Genomic DNA, 24,895 nt, shown 5'->3' with positions numbered 1-24,895 from the left:
TTTTTAATCAACCTCCAAAACTGGAGGTTGATTTTTATTATATTATTTTTATAATGTTATTTAAATGAAATATTAAAGGTTTATAATTTAATTGATGATACCTATATGGGTGGGGTAAGGAGGAGAGGTTATGAAATATGATTTAATTATTATAGGTGGTGGAGCTGCAGGTTTTGCTGCTGCAATGAAAGCAAATGAATTAAATAAAAAAGTCTTGATGATTAATGATAACAAAAACGTGGAAATAGGTGGAACATGTGTAAATGTTGGCTGTTTTCCAACAAAGCATATGTTATATAAAGCGGATTTAATACATAAAATATCAAGCAATATTTTTGCAGGAATATCCGCTAAAATAGAAATAGATTATTCTAAAATAGTTGAAGAAAAAAATAAATTAGTATTTAAAGCAAGAGAAGAAAAATATAAAAAGGTTCTTGATAATTTAAAAAATGTTGAATTTATTAATGGAAAAGCGAAATTTGTAGATAATAATACTATTATGGTGAATGAAAAGAAGTTATATGGAGATAAGTTTTTGATATCAACTGGTTCAAAAACATTTATACCTCCAATCAAAGGTATAGAAAAAGTTAAATATTTAACAAATAAAACTGCGCTTGAATTAAAGAAAGTGCCAGAGAAATTGGTTGTTATTGGAGCAGGTGCTTTAGGATTGGAATTTGCCCAGATGTTTTCGAGATTTGGTTCTAAAGTTACAATACTTGAGGCCACAGAACATATAATGGGTGGAGTAGATAATGATTTTGAAAAAATGATGAATATTTATTTTAAAAGAGAGGAATTAAAATCATTAGAAATGTAAAAATAAATGAAATTGTAGATAAAAGAATTTTAATAAATGATGATGAAACAATAGAATTTAGTGAAATATTGGTAGCTACCGGAAGAATTGCGAATACAGATAAATTGGGTCTGGAAAATACAAAAGTGAAAATTGGAAAAAAGAAAGAAATTATAGTTGATAAATATTACCAAGCAGATAAAGATATTTGGCAGCAGGAGATGTAATAGGTAATCCTATGCTTGAAACAGTGGCTGCCAAAGAAGGTAATTTTGCTGTAAATAATATGTTTTTAGAAGACAAGAAAAGAATTGATTATGATATGGTTCCATACGCAATATTTACAGATCCACAATTTGCAAGTATTGGAATAACTGAAAATGAAGCTAAAAAAAGAGGCATAGATTTTAGGTGTAATTTTGTAAAATTGGAAAGTTTACCAAAAGCACTCGCTATAAAAGATACTAGAGGTGCAATTAGAATAGTTATTGAAAATACAAGTGAAAAAGTTATAGGAATTCAATTAATGGCTCCTATTGCAGCTGATATTATTCATGAAGCAACGATGATTGTGAAAAATAAAATGAAAATAGATGATATTATAGATACAGTTCATATATTTCCAACGTTATCTGAAATAATAAAATTGGGAGCACAGGATTTTAAAAGGGATATAACCAAAATGAGTTGTTGTGTTGAATAATATTATTAAAAAATCCAGAGTAAAATAAAATGGCGGAGAATAATCTCCGCCATTTTATTTTATTTCAGTTATATGTAAGAAGTTTGTTTTACTTGAAAAACCATAAGGTATTCCAGCAGTGAAAATAATTTTTTCACCAGATTGAACCAATCCTTCATTTTTTAAACTCTGTTTTACTATATAAAGCATAGTATCTGTACTTACAAATTCATTTACAATCATAGGTCTAACTCCCCAAACAAGAGCTAATCTGTTATATGTTTTTTCTGAATGTGTAACAGCTATAATATTAACATTTTCTCGGTATCTTGAAACAGCTCTTGCAGTATATCCTTTGTCTGTGACTGCTACTATTGTCTTTATTCCTGCTGATATAGCAATTTCATTTGCTGCTTTTGAAATAGCATTTGTTGTTGAATCTTCTTCATCAAAATCAAAAAATAATGCTCCATAATGATTGATATATGGTTCTGTTTCCTTTGCTACTCTATCCATAACTCTTACTGCTTCTAATGGATATTTACCAATTGAAGTTTCTCCTGATAACATTACCGCATCTGTTCCATCGAGAATTGCATTAGCTATGTCTGTAGTTTCTGCTCTTGTTGGAACCGGATTTTCTATCATTGTTTCAAGCATTTGAGTTGCTGTGATTACAGGTTTAGATTTTTTATTTGCTATACTGATAATTCTTTTTTGTAATACAGGTATTTTTTCTGCTTCTACCTCAACACCTAAATCTCCTCTTGCAACCATTACAGCATCTGATAATTCTATTATTTTTTCAAGATCATTATCTATAGCCTGTTTTGTCTCGATTTTACTAATTATTTGAGCATCCTTTGCATTTAAGGAATTAAGAATTTCTCTCATTTCCTTAACATCTTCAGGTTTTCTTACAAAAGACAAAGCAAAATAATCTACATCATTTTCTATACCAAATTTAATATATTCCTTATCTTTTTCTGTTAGTGCAGGAATTCTAATATCTGCTCCAGGAGCATTAATGCCTCTTCTATGGGTAATAGTTGCCGTATTTTTAACTTTTGTCTTTATATTTATACCATCTGATTCTATAACTTCTAATTTTAATTTGCCGTCATTTACTAAAATTAAATCGCCAGGTTTGACATCCTTTGGTAATCCTTTATAATTTATTGAAACTTTTGTTTCGTCTCCTATAACATCCTCAGCTGTTAATATGAACTCCTGACCTTCCTGTAAAGTTACCTCGTCTTTACTGAATTTTCCTGTTCTAATTTTAGGTCCCGCTAAATCTAATAAAATTGCTACAGGTTTATTAAACTCTTTTCTTACTTTTTTTATTATGTCAATTCTTCTTTGATGAACTTCAGGATTTTCATGTGATGTATTTAATCTTAAAACATCAGCACCAGCTTTTATTAATTCTCTAACCATTTTTTCTGATTCAGTAGCTGGTCCTATAGTAGCAACAATTCTTGTTCTTCTCATATAATCACTCCTTAAGATAATGTATTTACTAATTCAATTAGTTGTGGGTCTAGAACTTTCTTTTCACTTAATACTTTTTCCAGAGGTACCGTTACAGTTTGTCCTTTTTCCAAAGCAACCATTGTTCCAAATTTTCCATCTAATAAGAAATTAACCGCTGAATATCCCATTCTTGAAGCTAAAATTCTATCGAATGCAGTAGGAGAACCACCTCTTTGAATATGTCCTAATATAGTAATTCTTGTTTCATAACCAATTTTATTTTCAAAATGTCTTGCAACAGAATAAGCACTTGCAGCACCTTCCGCCACAACTACTATACAATTTATTTTTCCTCTTTTTCTTTCCTGCCATATTCTATCTGTTAGTTCATTATAATCAACAGGAACTTCTGGAATTATTACAGCTTCTGCGCCAACAGAAAGACCTGACATTAATGCAATATATCCTGAACCTCTTCCATAACTTCAACAATAAATGCTCTTTCATGTGAGGAAGCCGTATCTTTTAATTTTTGCATTGCATCCACTGCTGTGTTTAAACATGTATCTACACCAATAGCCATATCTGTATCAGGAATATCATTATCAATAGATGCTGGAATTCCAATGACTGGAATATTATGTTCTTCATATAATAATTTAGCCCCGGTTAAACTACCCTCACCACCAATGACAACTAATCCATCAATGCCTAATTCTTTTAAATTTTTAGCAGCTTCAGCTCTAATTTCTGGATTTTTAAATTCAGGAACTCTCGCAGTTCTTAATATTGTTCCACCTTTTTCCATAATCCCACCAACAGAAGAGTAGGTTAATTCAACATAATCTTTATCTAAAATTCCGGCGTATCCTTTATAAAAACCTATAACATCTATGTTTTTTGATGCAGCAGTTCTTGTAACAGCTCTCACGGCAGCATTCATTCCTGGAGCATCGCCACCACTGGTAATAATTCCTATTTTTTTAATTTCAGGCATAAAACTCTCCCTCCTTATATTATTAAACGCGAAAATCTATGAATATATGAAATTTTTTTCATTTATTGCCATTTATTGGTATTATACCACGTTTTTTATAAAATTTCTTTTCTTTATAAATACAAATTTTAGATGTATAATACAATTGGAAAAGAGGTGAAAGTATGTGGAAAATTTTAAAATCCCATGTTAATGATTTTGAAGCTCAAATGATAAAACAATTATTAGAATCTGAAGGTATAAATGCATTATTAAAAGCACCTAAAGAAATTGGCATAGGTAGAGAATTTTTTGGTAATGGAACAATTATGAATGTATATGTTAATGAAGAAGATTTTGAAAATGCAAAAGAAATTTTAGAAAATAAGGAGGCAGATTAATGGAAAATTTAAAAAGAACACCACTTTTCGATGAACATGTGAGATTAGGTGCAAAAATGGTACCTTTTGGCGGTTGGGAAATGCCAGTATGGTATTCTTCTTTAAAAGAAGAACATCATGCTGTAAGAAATAATGTTGGCATTTTCGACGTATCTCATATGGGTGAGATTGATATAAAAGGTAAAGAAGCAGTAAAATTTGTAAATTATTTAATAACAAACAATGTAGAAAAAATAAAAACTGAAGAAATTGTTTATTCACCTATGTTAAATGAAAATGGTGGAATTATAGATGATTTATTAGCTTATAAATATTCAGACGAACATATTTTATTAGTTGTAAATGCTTCAAATATTGATAAAGATTATAATTGGATAAAAAAACAAGCAGAAAATTTTGATGTGAAAGTAAAGAATATTTCTGATGAAATAGCTCAAATTGCAGTTCAAGGTCCAAAATCAGAAGAAATGTTACAAGAAATTTCAGGGGTTGATTTGAAAAAAATTTCATATTATAATTTCACTGAAGGAAGAATAAATGGAATACAATGTTTAATATCCAGAACTGGTTATACTGGAGAAGATGGATTTGAAATATATTTGGATAAAGAAGCAGCAGTTCCAATGTGGAGAAAATTAATGGAATTGATTTCACATTATGATGGAAGACCTGCAGGATTAGGTGCAAGAGATACATTAAGATTAGAAGCTACATATTTATTATATGGAAATGATATGACCGATGATATTACACCTTTTGAAGCCGGGCTTAAATGGGCTGTAGATATGGAAAAAGATTTTATAGGTAAAGATGTATTATTAAAAGAAAAGGAAACTGGAATTAGAAGAAGATTAAAGGGTATAGAAATGTTAGAAAGAGGAATTCCAAGACATGGTTATAAGGTATTTGTTGGTGACGAAGAAGTGGGATTTATAACCAGCGGAACTGTTTCACCAACATTAGATAAACCAATTGCATTGGCAATGTTAAATAAGCCGTATTATAAAAAAGATACAGAAATTGAAGTTGAAATTAGAGGGAAAAGAGTAAAAGCAAAAGTAATAAAAACACCATTTTACAGAGGTAGTGTAAAAACAAGAAAATAACTTAGGAGGGTATGAAAATGAAGAAATTTACAAAAACACACGAATGGGTTGAAGTAGAAGGCAAAATTGCTACAATAGGTATTACAGAACACGCAGCAGAAGAACTCGGTGATGTTACATTTGTTGAATTACCTGAAGAAGGAAAAGAAGTAAAAAAAGGCGAAGCTCTTTGTGCTGTTGAATCAGTTAAATCTGCAAGTGATGTTTACTCTCCAGTATCAGGAAAAGTTATTGAAGTTAATACAGAATTAGATGCCTCACCAGAAATTATTAATGAAGATGCTGAAGGTAAAGGTTGGATAGTTAAATTGGAACTTTCTGACGAAAGTGAATTAGATGGTTTATTAACAGAAGAAGAATACAAAAACTCATTATAATCATAGACCCGGTTCTCCGGGTCTTTGAAATTTTAAGAGTGAGGTGAAATAGGTGAAAAGATTTCCGTATATTCCGCATACAGAGGAAGATATAAAAGAAATGATGAATGTAATTGGAATTAATGATATAAAAGAATTATATAAAGATATTCCTAAGTTATTTGAAGGAGAATTAAATATTCCAGAATCAAAATCTGAAATAGAAGTAAAAAGAGAATTATTAGAATTATCAAAAAGAACTATAAATTTAGAAGATTATGCAATGTTTAGAGGTGCCGGGATATATAAACACTATGTTCCATCAGCTGTATATCAATTAGCTACAAAAAGAAACTTCTTAACAGCATATACGCCATATCAAGCAGAAGTTTCACAGGGAACATTACAGGCATTATATGAATTTCAAACAGCAATTTGCGAATTAACGGGAATGGAAGTAGCTAATTCCTCAATGTATGATGGTGGAACAGCAGTTGCAGAAGCTATATTAATGGCTTCAAGGGTAAATAAAAAGCATAAAGCATTGGTGGCAAAATCAATACATCCTGAGTATATAGAAGTTTCCAGAACATACACAGAATCTCAAGGATTAGAAATTGATTTAATAAACTTCAATGAAAAAACAGGAAGAATAGATTTAGAAGATTTAAAATCAAAAATCGATGAAAATACAAGTTCTGTTGTTATATCATATCCAAACTTCTTTGGAATTATAGAAAATATAAAACAAATAAAAGAAATTTTACCTGAAAAGGTATTATTAATAGTCAATGCTTATCCTATAGCATTAGGATTATTAGAAGCACCAGGAAAATTAGGTGCTGATATTGTAGTTGGCGAAGGACAATCATTAGGAAATTACATGTCATTTGGCGGTCCTACATTTGGTTTCTTCGCATCAAAACAAAAATACATAAGGCAAATGCCTGGTAGAATTATAGGTGAAACAGTAGATGCTGATGGCAAAAGAGGTTTTGTAATGGTATTACAAACAAGAGAACAACATATAAGAAGAGCCAAAGCCACATCCAATATTTGTTCTAACCATGCGTTAATGGCTGTTATAGCATCTATTTATTTGAGTATTATAGGAAGAGAAGGATTAAAAGAAATTGCTTATCAAAGCTATCAAAAAGCTCATTATTTAGCTAAAAAATTAATTGAATCAGAAAAGTTTGAGCCTATTTTCGAAGGTGAATTCTTCAATGAATTTGTTATAAAACCAAAATTTGATCTTGACAAATTTAATGAAAAACTATATGAAGAAAAATTCATTGGACCTCTTAATTTAGGATATTTCTTTGAAGATATGAAAAATGATGCTTTATTCTGTGCAACTGAATTAAACACAAAAGAAGAAATAGATTATTTGATTTCTAAGGTAGGTGAAATAGATGAAATTAATCTTTGAAAAATCTAAAGAGGGAAGAACAGCATTTTCTCTACCAAAATTAGATGTTCCAGAAATGAAAATTGAAATAGAAGATGAATTATTAAGAAAAGAAGCTCCAAATTTACCTCAAGTGAATGAATTAGAGGTTGTAAGACATTATAATGAATTAGAAAGAAAAAACCATTCTGTAGATAGTGGATTTTACCCATTAGGTTCATGTACAATGAAATACAATCCCATGTTAAACGAAGAAATGGCAAATTTATTTAATTACATTCATCCATATCTTGAAGAAGAACATGTTCAAGGTGCTTTAGAATTGATGTATAATTTACAAAATTATCTCGGCGAAATAACAGGAATGGATGCAGTTACATTACAACCTGCAGCAGGAGCTCATGGTGAATTAACAGGTATGCTTATAGTAAGGAAATACATAGAAGATAATGGATTTACTAATAAAACAAAAGTAATATTGCCTGACTCTGCTCATGGCACAAATCCTGCGTCTGCAAAAATGGCGGGTTTTGATGTAGTAGAAGTAAAATCTGGAGCTGATGGAAGAGTTGATTTAGAAGAGTTTAAAAAAGTAATGGACGATACGGTTGCTGCAATTATGTTAACCAATCCAAACACATTGGGATTGTTCGAAAAAGATATATTAGAAATTGCCAGATTAGCTCATGAACATAATGCATTATTATATTATGACGGTGCAAATTTAAATGCAATTATGGGTAAGGTTAGACCAGGAGATATGGGATTTGATATCGTTCATTTGAATTTACATAAAACATTCTCAACTCCACACGGAATGGGTGGTCCTGGTAGCGGACCTGTAGGCGTAAAAGCAAAATTAAAAGATTATTTACCAAAGCCTATTGTTGATATAAATGAAGAAGGAAAATATTTCTTTAATTATGATATTCCAAAGAGTTGTGGAAGATTGAGAACATTCTATGGAAACTTCTCTGTTATGGTAAGAGCATATACTTATATTTTAATGATGGGAAAAGAAGGATTAAAATTTGCAAGTGAAATGGCTGTTTTAAATGCTAATTATTTAAGAAAGAGATTAGAAAAAGAATTTGATATTGCATATGATGAAGTATGTAAACATGAATTTGTTATAGATGGATCTTTCTTGAAAGAATATGGTGTAAAAACATTGGATTTTGCAAAGAGGTTATTAGATTATGGTATTCATCCACCAACAATTTATTTCCCATTAATTGTACATGAAGCAATGATGATTGAACCAACTGAAACTGAATCTAAAGAGGAATTGGATAACTTTGTAGAAGTAATGCATAAAATATTAGAAGAAGCAAAAACTGATCCAGAAATCTTAAAAGAAGCACCAAGAAATACTCCAGTAAGAAGACTAAATGAAACAATAGCAAATAAACAGCTAAAATTGAGAGGATAATAAAAAAATAAGCCGCAGATTTACTGCGGCTTATTTTTTATCATAAAATTGATTTAGTTTTGAGAGAATATACAATTTTTTTGTTTGATATTAAAAATTTTAAGTTTGATATAAAAAATATTAAAAAAACACTTGACATAAATAAAAAAATATGATATACTAAAAAATGTAAAAGGGAACTTAAAAATATTAAAGTATAATATAAAAAAAACGAAAGGGTGGGTATATGTTAAAAATATTAAAAAAGAATCTAGAAATAGAAAAGAATCATATTACAAAGGATTTGATGAAATGGAAAATATAAAAGAACTCTTAATTGAATTAAAAAGATGTCAAATTTAAGGAGTGAAAATATGAATAAAATTCAAAAGAAGAATTTTATACTCTTTGTTGTAGGAAGAATGGTTTCTTTATTAGGAAGCGGAATTCAAATGGTGGCAATGCCGTTATTCATTCTTGATCTGACTGGTTCTGGAACAAAAATGGGATTATTTGCAATGATAAGTATGATACCTGCTCTAATAGTGGCACCTTTTGCGGGGGTTTTGGGAGATAGATATAATAGAAGGAATATAATGATTTCTATGGATTATGTCAGGGGAATAATAATAATATTTCTTGCGTATTTAACCTACATAGGAAAAATAAATTTAACTATATTATTTTCAACTCAAGTTTTAATATCTATACTTGATAGCTTTTTTGGAGCTGCTACAAGCGCAATGCTTCCAGATATTGTTCCAGAATCAGATTTAATGAAAGCGAATTCTATAACTGAAGGTATTAGTAGCGCTTCTATGATTGCTGGTCCTGTTTTAGGTGGGGTTATTTATGGACTTTTAGGAATGCAATGGGTTTTTATTTTAAATGGAATATCATTTGTTTTATCTGCTTTTAGTGAGATGTTTATAAGTTACAGAAAAATCAGTGATTTAAAATCAGAAATAAATGCAAAGATAATATTTAGTGATTTAAAAAAATCAATAGCTTATATTTTTAATAATTATGTTTTAAGAAGTATGATACTTATGGCAATATTTTTAAATCTTTTATTTAATCCAATGTTTGCTGTTTTATTTCCTTATACATTTAGGGAAGTGTTAGGATTTTCAGCTCAACAATATGGTTTATTGGAAACAATGTGGACATTAGGAATATTAATAGGAAATATATTGTTAGCTATATTTTTTTCTAAACGAGAAAGTAAAAAGTTATTTAAAAACGGGATATATGGAATGGTTTTTTTAAATACTTTAATATCAATAGTATTGTTTCCACAAATTCGAAATATATTTAATAGTATATGGGCACTTTTTTTAGCAGTAGGCATTTTATTAATGGTTATGGGAATAACAAATGCTTTTATAAATACCCCTATAAGCGTGTATTTCCAGAGAACAATTCCGAATGAGAATAGATCAAAAATTTTTTCTGCTCTTGGAGTATTATTTCAGGCAGCAACTCCGATTGGAATGCTTGTTGTAGGTATGCTTGTAGATAGAGTGGAAGTTCATTGGATATTCTTGACAATAAGTTTATTGATAATATTAGATATTGCTATATTTTCAAAAAAAATAGATCAAATGGATTTTACTCCTTCCCTTGAAGCAGAATAAAAACTTAAGCAGCGATATTTATATCGCTGCTTAATAATTGATTAATATTTTAATAACTTAATTTCAAACTTCTATTTTTTATTTCTTCTTTTACTGTTTTTATGAAATCTTCTAATTCTAAATCTTCTACAGTATTTCCTTCTCTGGTTCTTACATTATATTTTTTTGTTTCTAATTCTTTTTCACCGATAACTATCATATATGGTATTTTTAGCATCTGAGCATTTCTAATTTTGTATCCCACGGTTGCATTTGAAGCATCTAATTTTACTCTTAATCCCTCAGAGTCTAATTTTTCATATAGTTCTTTTGCAGCATCAATATATTTATCAGAAACAGGAATAATTGCAACCTGTTCTGGAGATAACCATGTTGGAAATGCACCAGCAAAGTTTTCAATTAAAATGCCAAAGAATCTTTCTATAGATCCGTAAATCGCCCTGTGAATCATAACAGGTCTTTGCAGTTCATTGTTATTATCTACATAATGAATATCAAATCTTTCTGGCATCTGGAAATCTAATTGAATTGTTGCACATTGCCATTTTCTACCTAATGAATCTTTAATGTGAAAGTCAATTTTTGGACCATAAAAAGCTCCGTCTCCTTCATTAATCTTATAATTAATCCCAGATTTTTCTAATGCCTTTCTTAATGCTTCTGTTGCAACTTCCCACGTTTTTTCATCTCCCATGTGGTCTTCAGGCATTGTACTTAAATCAGCCTCATATTCAAAACCAAATGCACTATATAATTCGTTTGTGAAGTCCATTACTTTAATAATTTCATCCTCAATTTGTTCTTTTGTACAATAAATATGAGCATCGTCCTGAGTAAATGATCTAACCCTGAATAACCCATGAACAACTCCACTTCTTTCATATCTATGAACTTTACCAAATTCAGACATTCTAATTGGCAAATCTCTGTAACTATATACTTTAGATTTATAAATTAATATATGACCAGGACAGTTCATTGGTTTTACTGCATATTGAACATCGTCTTTTTCTGTGAAATACATATTTTCTTTGTAATGATCCCAGTGTCCAGATTGATGCCATAATTTAATATTCATGATTAATGGTGTAATTACTTCTTCGTATCCATATTTTTTATGTAACTCTCTGGAAAATTCCAATAATTCATTTATAACTTTTGCTCCTCTTGGTAAGAAGAAAGGCATAGCTGGAGCTAATTCATTTTCAAACATGAATAACTCCAATTTCGGACCTATTTTTCTATGATCTCTTTTTTTGGCTTCTTCTAACATTTTTAAATATTCATCTAATTGATCTTTTTTAGCAAATGCTGTTCCATATATCCTTTGTAGCATCTTATTTTTTTCGTTTCCTCTCCAGTATGCTCCAGAAACCGATAATAATTTAATATGCTTTATCTTACCGGTAGAAGGTAAATGGGGTCCTCTACATAAATCAAAAAATTCACCTTGTTTATAATATGTAACTGTTTCATCTTCAATATCTTCTAATAATTCTAATTTATATGGTTGATCTTTAAATAGCTCTTTTGCTTCTTCTTTTGAAATTACAAATCTTTCAATAGGTAAATTTTCTTTTATTATTTTTTTCATTTCTGCTTCTATTTTTGGTAAATCATCTTCTGATATTTTTTCTTCTAAATCAAAATCATAATAAAAACCATTTTCTATAACAGGACCTATAGCCAATTTTACATTTTTCCCATATAATCTTACAACAGCTTGTGCCATAATATGAGCAATAGTGTGTCTAAATATAACAGGTGCTTCTGGATCTTTATCTGTAATAATTTTTACAGTTGAATCACTTTCTATTGGTCTGTTTAAATCATATAATTCGCCGTTTACTAATGCACCTAAAGCCTTTCTAAATAATCCTTCTGAAATTTCTCTTGCAATTTCTCCAGCTGAAATTCCCTTTTTATATTCCTTTTCTGAACCATCAGGAAGAATGATTTTAATCATATCCATATATATCACCCCTTTAATATTATTTCTTCGCTATACAGGCTATTTCTACATCTACGCCTTTAGGTAATTTTGAAACTTCAACAACAAATCTTGCAGGATATGGCTTTTTAAAATATGTTTCATATATAGCATTAAATTCACCAAATTTAGACATATCCGTTATATATACACTTACCTGTACTATATCTTTAAAAGAAAATCCTGCAGCATTCAATACATCTTTTAAGTTTTCCATAGCTTGTTTTGATTGTTCAACAAATGATTCAGGTATTTCTCCGGTTTCAAAGTTTATTGGAATTTGTCCAGACACATATAATTCATTTTCTTTTTGAAGAGCTGGAGAATATGGTCCAACAGCTGAGACTCCTTCAGGTATTATAGCTTTTTTATTATTAAATAGTTTTATATGTATTTGGGTATCAAAGAAATCAAAATAATTTAAATTCAAAGTTTTAATGAGCTTTGTAAGATGATTTTTATCTTCAAAGTAAATAAAATAATTGTTTAAAACAAATGATAACATTAAATTATAAATAATAAAATATAAAATAAAGGCAATAACATTCATTTTTATTAAAGAAATTGAGATTAAAAAAGCCATTGCTACAATAACAATACTAAAATAATGAGTAAAAATTTTCAATCCATCTTTTTCTTTTGAAAGCATATAAGTACCAATTAACTGTGTTAATGTAGTTAATGTAAAGAAAAAAAGAAAAAATACATTGACCCTTTGAGTAGTCGTAACAGAAGCAAAACCCGTCATTGCTGTTAATATCCATGAAAGCTTATAAAATATATCCAGATAAATCTTCATAGCTTTCCCCCTCTTTTTGTTGTTATATTTCAAGATTTTCCAATTTTTCTCCCAGGTCCCATTCAATAAGCTTATCTATTATTTCGTCAAGATCTCCATCTAAAATAAAATTTAGCCTATAAGAGGTAAAGCCTATTCTATGATCAGTAACGCGGTTTTGTGGGAAATTATATGTTCTGATTTTTTCACTTCTTTCACCGGTGCCTATTTGAGACCTTCTTTTAGAAGTTAATTCTTCCTGTTGTTTTCTTAAAGCTTCTTCATATAATTTAGCCCTTAATATAGACATTGCAGCTTCTTTGTTTTGATGTTGAGATCTTTCATTTTGACATGTAACAACTATTCCAGTTGGTAAATGAACGATTCTTACAGCAGATTCTGTTTTATTAACGTGTTGTCCTCCAGCCCACCTGCTCTATATGTATCAATTCTTAAATCTTTTGAATCAATTTTTACATCGACATCGGTAGCTTCTGGTAAAACCGCTACAGTAGCAGTAGAAGTATGTATTCTTCCACCAGATTCTGTTACAGGAACTCTTTGTACCCTGTGAACACCGCTTTCATACTTTAATCTTCCAAAAACGCCTTTTCCTTTTATTTTAATCACAGCATTTTTTGTTCCACCTATTCCGGTATCACTTAACTCCATTATTTCATGTTTCCAGCCATTATTTTCTGCATATCTTAAATACATTCTCATTAAATCAGAAGCAAATAATGCAGCTTCTTCACCACCTGTTCCTGCTCTAATTTCCATGATTATATTTCTTTCATTGATTTCATTTCCCGGAATTAATAAACTCAATATGTCTAAGTTATATTTTTTTATATTTTTTTCAGCTTCTTCAAGCATTGTAGTATATTCCTCATCATCTATTTCATCAGCATGTTTCAATTCTTCTAATGTTTCTTTATCTTCTATAGCGCTTTCCAGTTTTTCAAAGAGTTCTTTTAAAGAAGAAAGTCTATTATGTTCTTTTCCTAAATGCTGGAGTTGTTCAAGGTCAGAAGTTACGTTAGTATCGGCAAGTTTTTTTTCTACATCACTTAATTTTTCGAGAACTTTATCTTTAAAAGATAATATATCCATATAAACACTCCTTATTCTTTTTTTGGTATTATATCATATTTTCATTTTTTCTTCAAAAAATTAATGTTTTTCTTTGTTTAAAAATGTAGAAATATTAAAGATTATAAAAATTATAATTATAGTTATGGATGCCAGTGCCTGACTTTCTAAATAATATCGTGCGTTTGAAAGGGAATAATTTACATTTGAGATTAATGGGAAATAATCAATTGATTGCATTGTGTATGATATTGTGAATTCACCAAAAACAACAGCGAATATTTGGAGAAAAACAGATAATAATGTATTTCTTAAAAGAGGTAATTCTATAAAGAGAAATGTTTTTAATGTACTTGCACCATCCATTTTTGATGCTTCGACTAATGAATAGTCAAATGATAAAATTCTTTGTTGCATGAACGTATAAGCCAATGGAATACTGATAATTGTATATCCTATACCTAAAAGTATTGGATATGGAATTGAAAAATTAATATTTAAGTTTAAAAGGCTCATTGCCAGAAATGCTGAGGATATTCCCAATGATGAAAGTATAAAAATGTTTGAAAATATCATTTGATCGTGACTTTTTATATTTCTTAAAATAATATATGTGAATATTATGGATATAATACTTACAATAAATGATATCAAAAAAGTATAATAAAAAGATTTTATTATAGGATAAAATGAATTTAAATCTTTTGAAAAAAGATTTATAAATCCTTTAAGTGTAAATCTGACGTTTATAAAATCAAAAAAACCGGCCAATGTTCCAGTTAAAACAATAGAATATTCGTATAATAAATAAAAAAAGGAGAATATTATTATAAAAATATTGTTTTTATATTTATAATTCTCTTCAATGTGTAACTCATAAATTTTTGGTATTGATATGATATAATTTAATATCAATAAAACAAAAAATTGAATTATTGCATATGTTAAAGCTTTTGAAAAATCTAAAGAACTCCTTAAGGTAGTGAAAATAGCTACTTCAAATGTTGAATATTTTATTCCACCTAACGAAAGAACAATAGCAAAACTAACAAAAGAATATGTAAATACTAAAAATGATGCTTTTAAAATAGATGGAAAAATAAGTGGAAATGTTATTTTTTTAAAGATATTCCATTTGTTTGAGCCATCAATAATAGCATTTTCGATATAGTTTTTTGGAATAGCCTTTAAAGAGTCAGATATATATTTTACGAATATTGGAGAGTTATAAAAAGAATGGGCCAAAATTATAGCTGTCAAAGTGTATAAAATATTAATATGAAATAATTTGTTCATTATACCATTTGAACCATATAATAGTGAAAAAGCTATAATAGTAGGAATTGGTGGAAAAAAGAATGGGATAAAAAATGAGTCTTCTAATAACCTACTTAAAAAATTTTTATTATTAGAAACATAAAATGCGGGAAAAATACCAATTAAAAAGGAAAATAAAACAGATAAAGATGATTGTAAAAATGTAAATTTCAGTATTCTTAATGTCCTATTTTTTGTTAATACAGATAGAAAAGAGTTAAAATCAAAAAATTGGGATATCAAATTACCAATAGGGAAAATCCACAAAATAAAAAAAAGAAAAATAAATATATATAGTTTTTTCATAATATCCTCCTAAAAATTTTATTGTATAGGTTGGTGATAGAATGAGAAGGTTTATTTTTTATTTTTAATATACGTTATTTTTTCAACTTTATTATTAGCAAAGTTTGTATGGCCTCCATATTTAACAAATCAGGGTGAAACATATGCTACTATTAATTTTAAAACATTAGATAAAAATATTCAAGTCAAATTATATGAAGAAAATGTTTTAATTAATGTATTTAACAATATAAAGAGTGGTTTAATTCATTTAAAATTAAAAGATTTAAAACCAGATACACAATATTATTATGAAGTTATTACTACTGATGATTATTATAAAGGATATTTTCATACAAAAAATAATAATGTAAAAAAGTTTAGAATTGTGGTATATGGAGATACCAGATATTATGATAAACTTCACAGGATGTTAGTTGAAAAAATAATAAAAGAAAAACCGGAATTTGTTTTAAATGTAGGAGATATGGTAGAAAATGGAAATGATATAAGATATTGGAATAATTTTTTAATGTTATAAAAGGTATAAATGCTTTTTATTATCCGTATTAGGTAATCATGAAAAAAATTCCCAAACATATTACGAGGCTTTTGATTTGCCGCAGGGTGGCGGTGATTATAACAAAAGATGGTATAGCTTTTCTTATGGAATTTATCATTTTATTGTTCTGGATTCAATAGTTTCATTGAATTCTAAATTATTTAAAGAAGAAACACAGTGGCTTATGAATGACTTAGAAAAAATAAAGAAAAATATAGTATTATTTTTTACCATTATCCTTTCTGGAATAATTCTTCATATATCTGGCGAAAACAAAATACAGAATTAGAAAAAATATGGAGACCAATATTTGAAAAATATAATGTAAAAATTGTATTTAATGGTCATGTTCATGGTTACGAAAGATTTGAAAAAAATGGTATAGTCTATATTACTACAGGTGGTGGTGGCGCACCATTTGATAAGGGTATGAGAAAAAAATTTGTTCCATATACCAAAAAGGTTGTATATGGAGTTTTGGAATATGTTGTTTTAGAATTAACAAAAGATAAAATAAAAATTATAGTTAAAAGTGTAGGTGAGTCAAAAAATTATGATATTCATAATGTAAAACCTGTAGATAAAGTTATTGATTATATAGAAATTAAAAATAATGTATATTGACATTTAACAAAATTTATTATATAATAATCATGGTTTGGGTCGTGGCGCAGCTGGGAGCGCGCTACCATGGCACGGTAGAGGTCGTGGTTCAAGTCCATCGACTCCACCAGAAATGGGAATTTTATTCCCATTTTTTTGTTTTTTAATTTTTTATGTTATAATTTCTTGGAGGGAAATAATGAACAAAAAAGTATTTGTATTTGATTTAGATGGCACATTACTAACTTCTAAAGAAGGAATAACATCAAGAACTATAAATGCTATCAAAACCATTCATGAAAAAGGCTATTTTATAGTAATTGCAAGTGGAAGAATGTATAAATCAACAAAGTTAGTTATAGAAAAATATTTACCTTTTTTAGATAAGATTCCCATTATATCATATAACGGTGCTTATGTTGTATCCCATAGTGGTGAAGTAATTTTTGAATCAGATATTGAAAAAGATGATGCAATAGAAATTATTCGAGAAGCTAAAAATGAAAATATACATGTTCAAATATATTTAAATGATGAGTTAATAGGCGACAATGATAATGAGGAAATAAAACAATATTCAAGGCATTCTGGTGTTGATTATAAAATAGCGAATAATCTGGAAGAATATATTTTGAAAAGCTATAATGGTCCCACCAAGGTGCTTACTGTAGCCAAAAAAGAAAAATTGGATATTTTTCAGAAAAAGATGATTTCTAAATATGAACATAAATTAAATATTGTGAGATCTTTTAACATATATTTGGATTTTTTAAATAAAAATTCTTCAAAGGGAATAGCACTTAAAAAACTTTCAGAAATATATAATATTGATTTAAAAAACGCTTATATTTTTGGAGATAGTGAAAATGATATTTCAATGTTATCTTTGTCAAAAATTCATATGCAATGAATAATGCTTCAGAAAAAGTAAAATCTGTGGCCAAATATATAGCCCATCAAACAATGAAGAGGGTGTTGCCATTGTTCTTGAAAAGATATTATCTGATATTTCTCGTTATTAGTTTTTCTATACTACTATTTTCAGAAAAAATTCCAGTATTTAAAGAAGAAAATTTCATTGGATACATTAATACATCTTTAAAAGATTCTCCTAATAAAGAGATATTAAATGGCTATTGGCTAAATTTGCAAGAAATAAACGAAGAGCTGGATTATTTTATTTTAGGACATTAAACTCATATGACTTGATTTATAAATTTAGTGAGGAATTAGGGAGTTATCTTTTAGATAAAGGATACGATTTTATAATTTTTGGCAATTTAAAAACATTAAAAAAAGATTCTAAAAATTTTTTAGATTATATAGCAAGTTCTCCGTATATTGTATCTCAGATATTATATACTATGATTAGAGGGTTTGAAGCTTCTGGTATCTTTCCTATTATATATTTAGAAAAAGATTTTAACAATGATATAAAAAATTCTCTTGAACAAAAAGGCGGAGAATTAATTACTTTTCAGATTTTGATAACCAAAATTATATGTTTTATGATAAAATAAATAAAAAGGTATATTTAAACGATTCTTATTTGCCGAAATTAGGTTGGAAGATTTCGCCGGAAGAAAATATAAAAGCAATAGTATCCAAAATCTTTGAAAACTCTATTATTATTACTGGATGGATGGGTAACGATTATAAAGTCTATTATAGAAAATTGCCAAAAAATAGTAAAGAAAAAAGCATAATTTATTTTTCGAAAGGCGTTAAAAATAAGATAGATGATTTTTTAAATAAAAAAATTACAATATATTCGGCGAAAAAAAATTGGGATTGGTAAAGGGGATAAAAATAATGAATAGAGAATATGAAAATAAGGTAAATATGTTAGAAAAAGAGAATAATAAATTGAAGGAAATAATAAAAAACTTGAAGAAGAAATAAAAAATATGAAAGAAATAATAAATGAAACAAACAGGTTATTAGAAGAATATAATAAATTCACGAAAGAAGAAGTAAATGCGTATAGTGATTTTGTAGAAGGATTCATTGAGAGAAAATTTATAGATCCGGCAAGTAGAGTCTACTCAAGAGAATTTTTCGATAAAGTTTTCTTTTTATTGTTGGAAAAAGCATTTGAAAGTGGAAATAATTATGGGTTGTTAATAATAAAAATACCGGAATTAAAAGATCTTGATTACAAAGGAGAATATCATAAAGGTCCAGAAATGGAAATAGGAAAAATTTTGAGAAATAACGTAAGGCTGCCATTAGATCTTGTAATGAGATATTCGAAAATTACATTTACTATTATAATTCCGGATATAGATGAAGAAATATTATTTAAAATTTCAGATAGACTAAAATATCAATTAAAGAATTTTACCAGATTACCTGAAACATTAGAATTTTATTCTTTCTATTTACCAAAGGATTTGACATCGACGGAGGAGATATTAAAATTTTTTGATTAGATCTAGATTGGAGGATAAGAAATGGAACACAGATTGGAGATAGAGACTATGGGAAAATTAAAGTTTTTGGGCCTCAGACGGCGAATGGTGAAATAACAATATCAGGATCAAAAAATTCTGCTTTACCTATTTTAGCAGCCACGTTATTAACAGATGAAAAAATAATACTTCATAATATACCTAATTTAGCTGATGTGAACACCATGATAGAAATTTTAGAAAATGCTGGAAAAAAAATAAATTGGGATGAATCTTCTTTAACTATTGAAAGGTATTCAGATATGAATTCAGTTTTACCATATGGGCCTGTAAGACGTATGAGAGCATCGTTTAATGTTTTAGGGCCGTTAACCATAAGAAATGGTTATGCAAAAGTTGCATTACCCGGCGGATGTTCAATAGGGGTTAGACCTGTTAATTTTCATCTTGAAGGATTAAAAAAATTAGGCATTGAATCACAAATAGAACATGGTTTTACACATTCAAAATTTATAGGAGCACCAGAAAAAGTGCATATTTCCTTGCCGTTCCCAAGTGTTGGAGCAACAGAACATCTTATTACAACAGCAGTATTATTAGATGGAACTGAGACAATATTAACCAATTGTGCTCAGGAACCGGAAATTGTTGATTTATGTAATTTTTTAATATCAATGGGAGCTAAAATCGAAGGACATGGAACTTCTAATATAAAAATATGTGGCGTAAAAGAGTTATATGGAACCGAGTATACGATTATTCCAGATAGAATAGAAGCCGGTACTTATGCAATATTAGGAGCTATATTAGGTAAAAAAGTGATATTAAATAATGTTATTGAAGAACATGTATTTTCATTATTGGATATATTTGAAAAAATTGGTATCAATTATGTTATGGAAAATAATAAGTTAAAAATAGAAGGAATTTCGAAGTTAGAATTATCTCCTGTAGATGTGGAAACCGCAACATTTCCGGGATTTCCAACGGATTTACAACCACAATTAATGGTTCTTTTAAGTCTTATACCAGGAAGGTCATCGATTACAGAAAATGTTTTTAAAACTCGTTTTAATCATGTCGATGAGCTCAACCGTATGGGAGCTAAAATATTTGTTGAAGGCAATACAGCTATTATAACAGGCGTTGCTAAATTATCTGGTGCGCCTTTAGAAGCAACAGATTTAAGAGCATCAGCAGCGTTATTGATAGCTTCTTTAATAGCAGATGGGGAAACAGTTATAAATAATGTGGACCATATTTTTAGAGGATATGAAAAGTTGTTTGAAAAATTAGAAAAATTAGGATTAGAAATAGAATATTATGAATAAATGAAAATAAATGAGCAATTAATTGCTCATTTATTTTTTATTATTATATTTCTATATTTTATAAATAAGAATCATGAATTTTTTCACTTGGAGAAAAATTGTTTGCTTTATAATATGAAGTGTTTTTCCACGAAGTGATGTACATTTTTTAACAAAAATGAGGTAATTTTGATATTGAAATTTTTTTCATAATAGAGTAAAATAAAAATGACACTTTATAAATGGAGGGATTATTTTGATTTCTAAAATTGTAAAAAGTATTCAACCATCTATTACTCTGGAATTAAATGCTAAAGCAATTGAAATGGAAAAAGCTGGATATGATGTTGTAAAATTAACAGCAGGTGAACCTGATTTTATAACTCCTAAAGAAATTATTGAGAGTGCTTATAAAGCTATGACAGAAGGAAAAACAAAATATACTAATTCCGCAGGTATTTTAGAGTTAAGAGAAAAAATTGCTGAATTCATTAATACTTCAAGAAAAACAGATTATGATGCAGAAAATATTGTGGTTTCAAATGGTGGGAAACAGGCGCTATATAATACATTATTAGCTATATTAAATCCAGGTGATGAGGTAATAGTTTTAGACCCATCATGGGTAAGTTATGAAGCACAAATCAAATTAGCAAGAGGAATTCCTATACATGTTCCGTTGAAATTTAAAAATAATTTTATTCCAAAGGCTTCTGACATTGAACCATATTTAAGTGAAAAAACAAAGGCAATTATAATAAACTCTCCAAATAATCCAACAGGCGCAGTATATCCAAAGGAAACATTTTTTGAAATATATGAATTGATAAAGGATAAAAATATTTATTTAATTAGTGATGAGGTATATGAAAAATTAGTTTTTGAAGGGGAATTTTTTTCACCAACTCAAATACAGGAATTGAGAGAAAAAACTATTATTATAAATGCATTTTCTAAAACATGGTCAATGACTGGTTGGAGAGTCGGATATTCTGTAGCTCCAAAATATATAACAAAAGAAATTAAGAAAATACAAAGTCATATATCATCCAATATAAACACACCTGCACAATATGGTGCTCTTGCTGCTTTTGATGTAAATATAGATTATTATATAAGTAAATTTAATGAAAGAAGAAAATATGTTATTGAAAAAATGAAAGAATCAGATTTAGAATATGTATATCCTTACGGAGCTTTTTATTTGTTTATTAATATTTCAAAATATGATAATAATGATTTAAACTTTGCAAATCAGTTATTAAAAACTAAAAAATTAGCTGTAATTCCAGGTAGAGGATTTGGTGCGAAAGGATTTATAAGAATATCATATGCTAATTCTATAGAAACTTTAGAGAAAGGATTAAATAGATTATTCGAATACATTAACGAGGTGGGATAATGAAGGTTGATTTGGTAACCGCAGAAATAGGCAGTACAACGACAATTGTAACTGTATTTGATAAAATCGATTCAAAAAAACCCATTATTTTATCTCAGGGAGAGCATTATACGACTATTAATGAAGGCGATATAACAATTGGTATTGAAAAAGCACTAAAAATAATTGAAAAAAAATTAGGTGAAAAATATCATGGAATAAATTTTTAGCCACCTCTTCTGCAGCAGGTGGCTTAAAAATGACTGTTCATGGTCTTGTTTATGATATGACTGTAAAAGCGTCAAGAGAAGCTGCTCTTGGGGCAGGGGAGTTATAAAATACATCACTGCAGGTAAAATGAGAAAATCACATTTAAAAAAAATAATGGAAATAAAGCCTAATCTTATATTTTTAGCTGGTGGTGTGGATTATGGAGAAGAAGAAACTGTAATTCATAATGCAGAATTATTAAGAGATTTACCTATAAATGTTCCTATTATTTATGCAGGAAATGTAGCCGTTGCTGATGAAATTGAAGAAATATTATCAAATAAAAAATTATATATTACAGAAAATGTGTATCCTAAAGTAGATCAATTAAATGTTGAACCAGCAAGAAAAATAATACAGGAAGTGTTCGCGGAACATATAATTCATGCACCCGGAATGGAGAAAATTGAAGAATATGTTGATGAAAATATTATTCCCACACCTGCAGCAGTTATGAGAACCACTCAATTATTGAGTGAAATGTATGACCATGTATTGACGGTAGATATTGGTGGTGCAACTACCGATGTTGATTCAGTAACAGAAGGTGATCCGGAAATACAAAGTATAATGATTGCTCCTGAACCAGTAGCTAAAAGAACTGTTGAAGGAGATATGGGAGTATTTGTAAATGCTCATACTGTAATAGATTTGATCGGCGAAAACAACTTAAGAGAAAAATTTGAAAATTATGATGAACTTGTAAAAGAAATATCACCATATCCAAAAAGTGAAAAAAATGAAAGGTTTATGTCGGTATTAGCTGAATATTGTTTTATTGAAGGTATTAGAAGACACGCCGGAAAGAAAAAGCATATTTATACTCCACTTGGAAGAAAAACAATAGCCCAGGGGAAAGATTTAACAGCAATAAAGTATATTTTTGGAACAGGTGGTGTGTTAACAAGATCCAGATTTAATAAGGACATAATGAGTTCTATTGTATGGCAACATAGGAAATATCCTCATGAATTATTGCCAAAAGATATCAAAAAAATAGGATATGATAAAAATTATATTTTTGCTCCAATTGGAGTAATTTCAACCATTGACAAAGATATAGCTATGAATATTCTTAAAGAAGACCTGAAATTTTTTGATATATGATATAATTAATTATATCAATGAAAGGGGGAGAGGAAGATGAAACGTGTATTAATATTATTTATTCTTATTATGAGTTTATTTGCCTTTGGAGAAAAATTCTATTTGAAGGATGGAAAAATTATTTCCGGAGATTTGATTCAATATCAAAAGGGTATTTTTACTATTCAACAAAAAAATAATTTGATCAAAATTCCAAAAAGTAATCTTGTAAAGGTAGAAATTATAAAAGAAAAATTTAATTATGAGTATGAAATGTCAAAAAATTATAAAGATTGGAAAATTGGTGGAAGAAGAAAAGAAGGAAGCTTAATATATGTAGATAAAGTCGATGACCAAAAATGGTTAAGAATACATAAGGATGGTTATACAGAAAATAATTTATATAAAGATTTTAAGTTGCCTTATTCTAATAATACGAAGATTTTCTTTTCTTCAGATATTATGGGGTTTACAACAAAATCCTTGAGGTTATCAAAAGATAAATATGCAATTGCAGGAATTATTTTTGTTGTACTTGATGAAAATAAGAAAGAAATTGGTAGAGTTGCTTATGCCTGGGGAACAAATGCATATCCATTTGAAAAACATAAATGGATAAACCGACTATATGCTTCGGTTTATAAACCATTTGAAATATCTTTTGACATTAAAGATATTATTAAAAATAAAAAAGCAGAATATTTAAGGGTTATTTTCTGGACTTTTTGTAGTAGTGATGATAAGAGTTTATCATCAGATTTATGGATTAATAAAGTAAAAGTAGAATTTTCATATATTTTAAAACAATCCGAGAAGTAAATACTTCTCGGATTGTTTTAAAGATATAATTCTAATTTATTTATAATATTCCACCATAGTTTCAACATTATCTGTGATTAATCCATCAAAATACCCTTCTAACATTTAAGAGTTTTTATATCATTTAAAGTCCAAAAAACGATATGAAGTCCTATTTCCATATATTTTGAAATAAAAGTTTTAAAATTTTCTAAACCCAGCATCTCTATACCTTCAACTGGCAAATTAAGTGAATAAAAATTTAATTCTTTGTGTAATGGCATAATCTTCTCTATCATCTCTTTTTCTTCAATTAAAAGTCCTAAATCAATATTTTTATCTATATTTCTTAAGATTTTAAGAGCTTCTACATTGAAAGAAGAAAATAACACTCTTTCAAGAGCATTAAAACTTTTTACCGTATTATAAGCCATTTCTGTAGCTTTAACATCTTTTATTTCAACATTTATATATGCATATTCAGGAAGTTTTATAAATACTTCTTCTAAAGTTGGAACAGGTTCTCCTTCAATTTTTATTTTTTTAATTTCCTTTGAGGTTAAATCATTGATTTTAGTTTTATTTCCTGTAATTTTTTCAAAATTATCATCATGATGAATAATCAAAGCACCATCTTTTGATAATTGAACATCTAATTCCACACCATCTGCACCATATTCCAAAGCTTTCTTATAAGCTAAAATAGTATTTTCTGGATATTTTGCTCTGTATCCTCTATGCCTAAAATTAC

General features: G+C 28.4%; 22 protein-coding genes and 5 pseudogenes. 20 read left to right on the top strand and 7 right to left on the bottom strand.

Annotated elements, in window-relative coordinates:
* The first annotated feature begins 130 nt into the window (after positions 1–130).
* Positions 131–1,032, top strand: a pseudogene (locus DJ007_RS02420) (FAD-dependent oxidoreductase).
* A complete protein-coding gene (locus DJ007_RS02410; protein WP_129408164.1) occupies positions 1,014–1,508 on the top strand; it encodes an oxidoreductase dimerization domain-containing protein in 495 nt (164 codons plus the stop codon). The pseudogene DJ007_RS02420 and the gene DJ007_RS02410 overlap by 19 nt, the downstream one beginning before the upstream one ends.
* A 54-nt stretch (positions 1,509–1,562) precedes the next feature.
* Here DJ007_RS02410 and pyk read toward each other — a convergent pair whose 3' ends face one another.
* Both pyk and pfkA read right to left on the bottom strand, forming a co-directional pair.
* On the bottom strand, positions 1,563–2,981 hold the full coding sequence (gene pyk / locus DJ007_RS02405) for a pyruvate kinase (protein ID WP_129408163.1): 1,419 nt from the start codon (positions 2,979–2,981) through the stop codon (positions 1,563–1,565).
* Between the two features lie 11 nt (positions 2,982–2,992).
* Positions 2,993–3,951, bottom strand: a pseudogene (gene pfkA, locus DJ007_RS02400) (6-phosphofructokinase).
* 173 nt (positions 3,952–4,124) lie between these two features.
* Between pfkA and DJ007_RS02395 the strand changes: the two are divergent.
* From DJ007_RS02395 to DJ007_RS02370, 6 genes are all read left to right on the top strand, one after another.
* Positions 4,125–4,340, top strand: a complete 216-nt coding sequence (locus DJ007_RS02395) for a putative signal transducing protein (RefSeq protein WP_129408162.1) — start codon at positions 4,125–4,127, stop codon at positions 4,338–4,340.
* Positions 4,340–5,446, top strand: a complete 1,107-nt coding sequence (gene gcvT / locus DJ007_RS02390) for a glycine cleavage system aminomethyltransferase GcvT (RefSeq protein WP_129408161.1) — start codon at positions 4,340–4,342, stop codon at positions 5,444–5,446. Before DJ007_RS02395 ends, gcvT begins: the two co-directional genes overlap by 1 nt.
* A gap of 11 nt (positions 5,447–5,457) precedes the next feature.
* Positions 5,458–5,823, top strand: a complete 366-nt coding sequence (gene gcvH, locus DJ007_RS02385; protein ID WP_368359275.1) for a glycine cleavage system protein GcvH — start codon at positions 5,458–5,460, stop codon at positions 5,821–5,823.
* A 52-nt stretch (positions 5,824–5,875) separates the two neighbouring features.
* Complete coding sequence (gene gcvPA, locus DJ007_RS02380; protein WP_129408159.1) at positions 5,876–7,234, top strand: aminomethyl-transferring glycine dehydrogenase subunit GcvPA; 1,359 nt, start codon at positions 5,876–5,878, stop codon at positions 7,232–7,234.
* Positions 7,218–8,645, top strand: coding sequence for an aminomethyl-transferring glycine dehydrogenase subunit GcvPB (gene gcvPB / locus DJ007_RS02375; protein WP_129408158.1), 1,428 nt, complete (start codon positions 7,218–7,220; stop codon positions 8,643–8,645). Before gcvPA ends, gcvPB begins: the two co-directional genes overlap by 17 nt.
* Before the next feature lie 353 nt (positions 8,646–8,998).
* On the top strand, positions 8,999–10,261 hold the full coding sequence (locus DJ007_RS02370) for an MFS transporter (protein ID WP_129408157.1): 1,263 nt from the start codon (positions 8,999–9,001) through the stop codon (positions 10,259–10,261).
* Positions 10,262–10,310: 49 nt separating this feature from the next.
* Here DJ007_RS02370 and thrS read toward each other — a convergent pair whose 3' ends face one another.
* The 4 genes and pseudogenes from thrS to DJ007_RS02350 all read right to left on the bottom strand — a co-directional run bounded on the left by thrS (position 10,311) and on the right by DJ007_RS02350 (position 15,744).
* On the bottom strand, positions 10,311–12,227 hold the full coding sequence (thrS, locus tag DJ007_RS02365) for a threonine--tRNA ligase (protein ID WP_165973972.1): 1,917 nt from the start codon (positions 12,225–12,227) through the stop codon (positions 10,311–10,313).
* A gap of 25 nt (positions 12,228–12,252) precedes the next feature.
* Positions 12,253–13,050, bottom strand: coding sequence for a RidA family protein (locus tag DJ007_RS15315; protein WP_206076027.1), 798 nt, complete (start codon positions 13,048–13,050; stop codon positions 12,253–12,255).
* A gap of 22 nt (positions 13,051–13,072) precedes the next feature.
* A pseudogene (gene prfA, locus DJ007_RS02355) lies at positions 13,073–14,142 on the bottom strand (peptide chain release factor 1).
* Between the two features lie 60 nt (positions 14,143–14,202).
* Positions 14,203–15,744 (bottom strand): ABC transporter permease, encoded by a 1,542-nt coding sequence (locus tag DJ007_RS02350; RefSeq protein WP_129408155.1) that lies wholly within the window; start codon positions 15,742–15,744, stop codon positions 14,203–14,205.
* Positions 15,745–16,111: 367 nt separating this feature from the next.
* Between DJ007_RS02350 and DJ007_RS14505 the strand changes: the two genes are divergently transcribed.
* The 12 genes and pseudogenes from DJ007_RS14505 to DJ007_RS02290 all read left to right on the top strand — a co-directional run bounded on the left by DJ007_RS14505 (position 16,112) and on the right by DJ007_RS02290 (position 24,165).
* Complete coding sequence (locus tag DJ007_RS14505) at positions 16,112–16,264, top strand: hypothetical protein (protein WP_165973958.1); 153 nt, start codon at positions 16,112–16,114, stop codon at positions 16,262–16,264.
* 76 nt (positions 16,265–16,340) lie between these two features.
* Complete coding sequence (locus DJ007_RS02345) at positions 16,341–16,574, top strand: hypothetical protein (RefSeq protein ID WP_129408154.1); 234 nt, start codon at positions 16,341–16,343, stop codon at positions 16,572–16,574.
* A gap of 140 nt (positions 16,575–16,714) precedes the next feature.
* The gene (locus tag DJ007_RS16840) at positions 16,715–16,909 is read left to right on the top strand and encodes a hypothetical protein (RefSeq protein WP_240739164.1); all 195 of its coding nucleotides are present in this window, start codon (positions 16,715–16,717) and stop codon (positions 16,907–16,909) included.
* Positions 16,910–17,087: 178 nt separating this feature from the next.
* Complete coding sequence (locus tag DJ007_RS02330) at positions 17,088–17,798, top strand: HAD family hydrolase (protein ID WP_165973957.1); 711 nt, start codon at positions 17,088–17,090, stop codon at positions 17,796–17,798.
* On the top strand, positions 17,795–18,082 hold the full coding sequence (locus DJ007_RS02325; protein WP_129408152.1) for a hypothetical protein: 288 nt from the start codon (positions 17,795–17,797) through the stop codon (positions 18,080–18,082). Before DJ007_RS02330 ends, DJ007_RS02325 begins: the two co-directional genes overlap by 4 nt.
* Complete coding sequence (locus DJ007_RS02320) at positions 18,025–18,408, top strand: hypothetical protein (protein ID WP_165973956.1); 384 nt, start codon at positions 18,025–18,027, stop codon at positions 18,406–18,408. Before DJ007_RS02325 ends, DJ007_RS02320 begins: the two co-directional genes overlap by 58 nt.
* Positions 18,390–18,686, top strand: a complete 297-nt coding sequence (locus DJ007_RS02315) for a hypothetical protein (RefSeq protein WP_129408150.1) — start codon at positions 18,390–18,392, stop codon at positions 18,684–18,686. Before DJ007_RS02320 ends, DJ007_RS02315 begins: the two co-directional genes overlap by 19 nt.
* A 109-nt stretch (positions 18,687–18,795) precedes the next feature.
* Positions 18,796–19,320, top strand: a complete 525-nt coding sequence (locus DJ007_RS02310) for a diguanylate cyclase domain-containing protein (RefSeq protein WP_129408149.1) — start codon at positions 18,796–18,798, stop codon at positions 19,318–19,320.
* 32 nt (positions 19,321–19,352) lie between these two features.
* Positions 19,353–20,630, top strand: coding sequence for a UDP-N-acetylglucosamine 1-carboxyvinyltransferase (murA, locus tag DJ007_RS02305; RefSeq protein ID WP_129408148.1), 1,278 nt, complete (start codon positions 19,353–19,355; stop codon positions 20,628–20,630).
* 235 nt (positions 20,631–20,865) lie between these two features.
* Positions 20,866–22,011, top strand: a complete 1,146-nt coding sequence (aspC, locus tag DJ007_RS02300) for an aspartate aminotransferase (protein ID WP_129408147.1) — start codon at positions 20,866–20,868, stop codon at positions 22,009–22,011.
* A pseudogene (locus DJ007_RS02295) lies at positions 22,011–23,367 on the top strand (GlmL-related ornithine degradation protein). Before aspC ends, DJ007_RS02295 begins: the two are co-directional and overlap by 1 nt.
* Positions 23,368–23,403: 36 nt before the next feature.
* Complete coding sequence (locus DJ007_RS02290) at positions 23,404–24,165, top strand: hypothetical protein (protein ID WP_129408146.1); 762 nt, start codon at positions 23,404–23,406, stop codon at positions 24,163–24,165.
* Positions 24,166–24,263: 98 nt separating this feature from the next.
* On the opposite strand, the pseudogene DJ007_RS02285 reads toward DJ007_RS02290, so the two are convergent.
* A pseudogene (locus tag DJ007_RS02285) lies at positions 24,264–24,872 on the bottom strand (glycerophosphodiester phosphodiesterase family protein); the annotation flags it as partial.
* Positions 24,873–24,895 lie beyond the last annotated feature (23 nt).

This window comes from Marinitoga lauensis, assembly GCF_004135675.1.
GTDB classification, from domain to species: Bacteria; Thermotogota; Thermotogae; order Petrotogales; family Petrotogaceae; genus Marinitoga; species Marinitoga lauensis.
The sequence above is the reverse complement of the archived record's forward strand: the minus strand, read 5'-3'. Positions and strand labels throughout refer to the sequence as shown.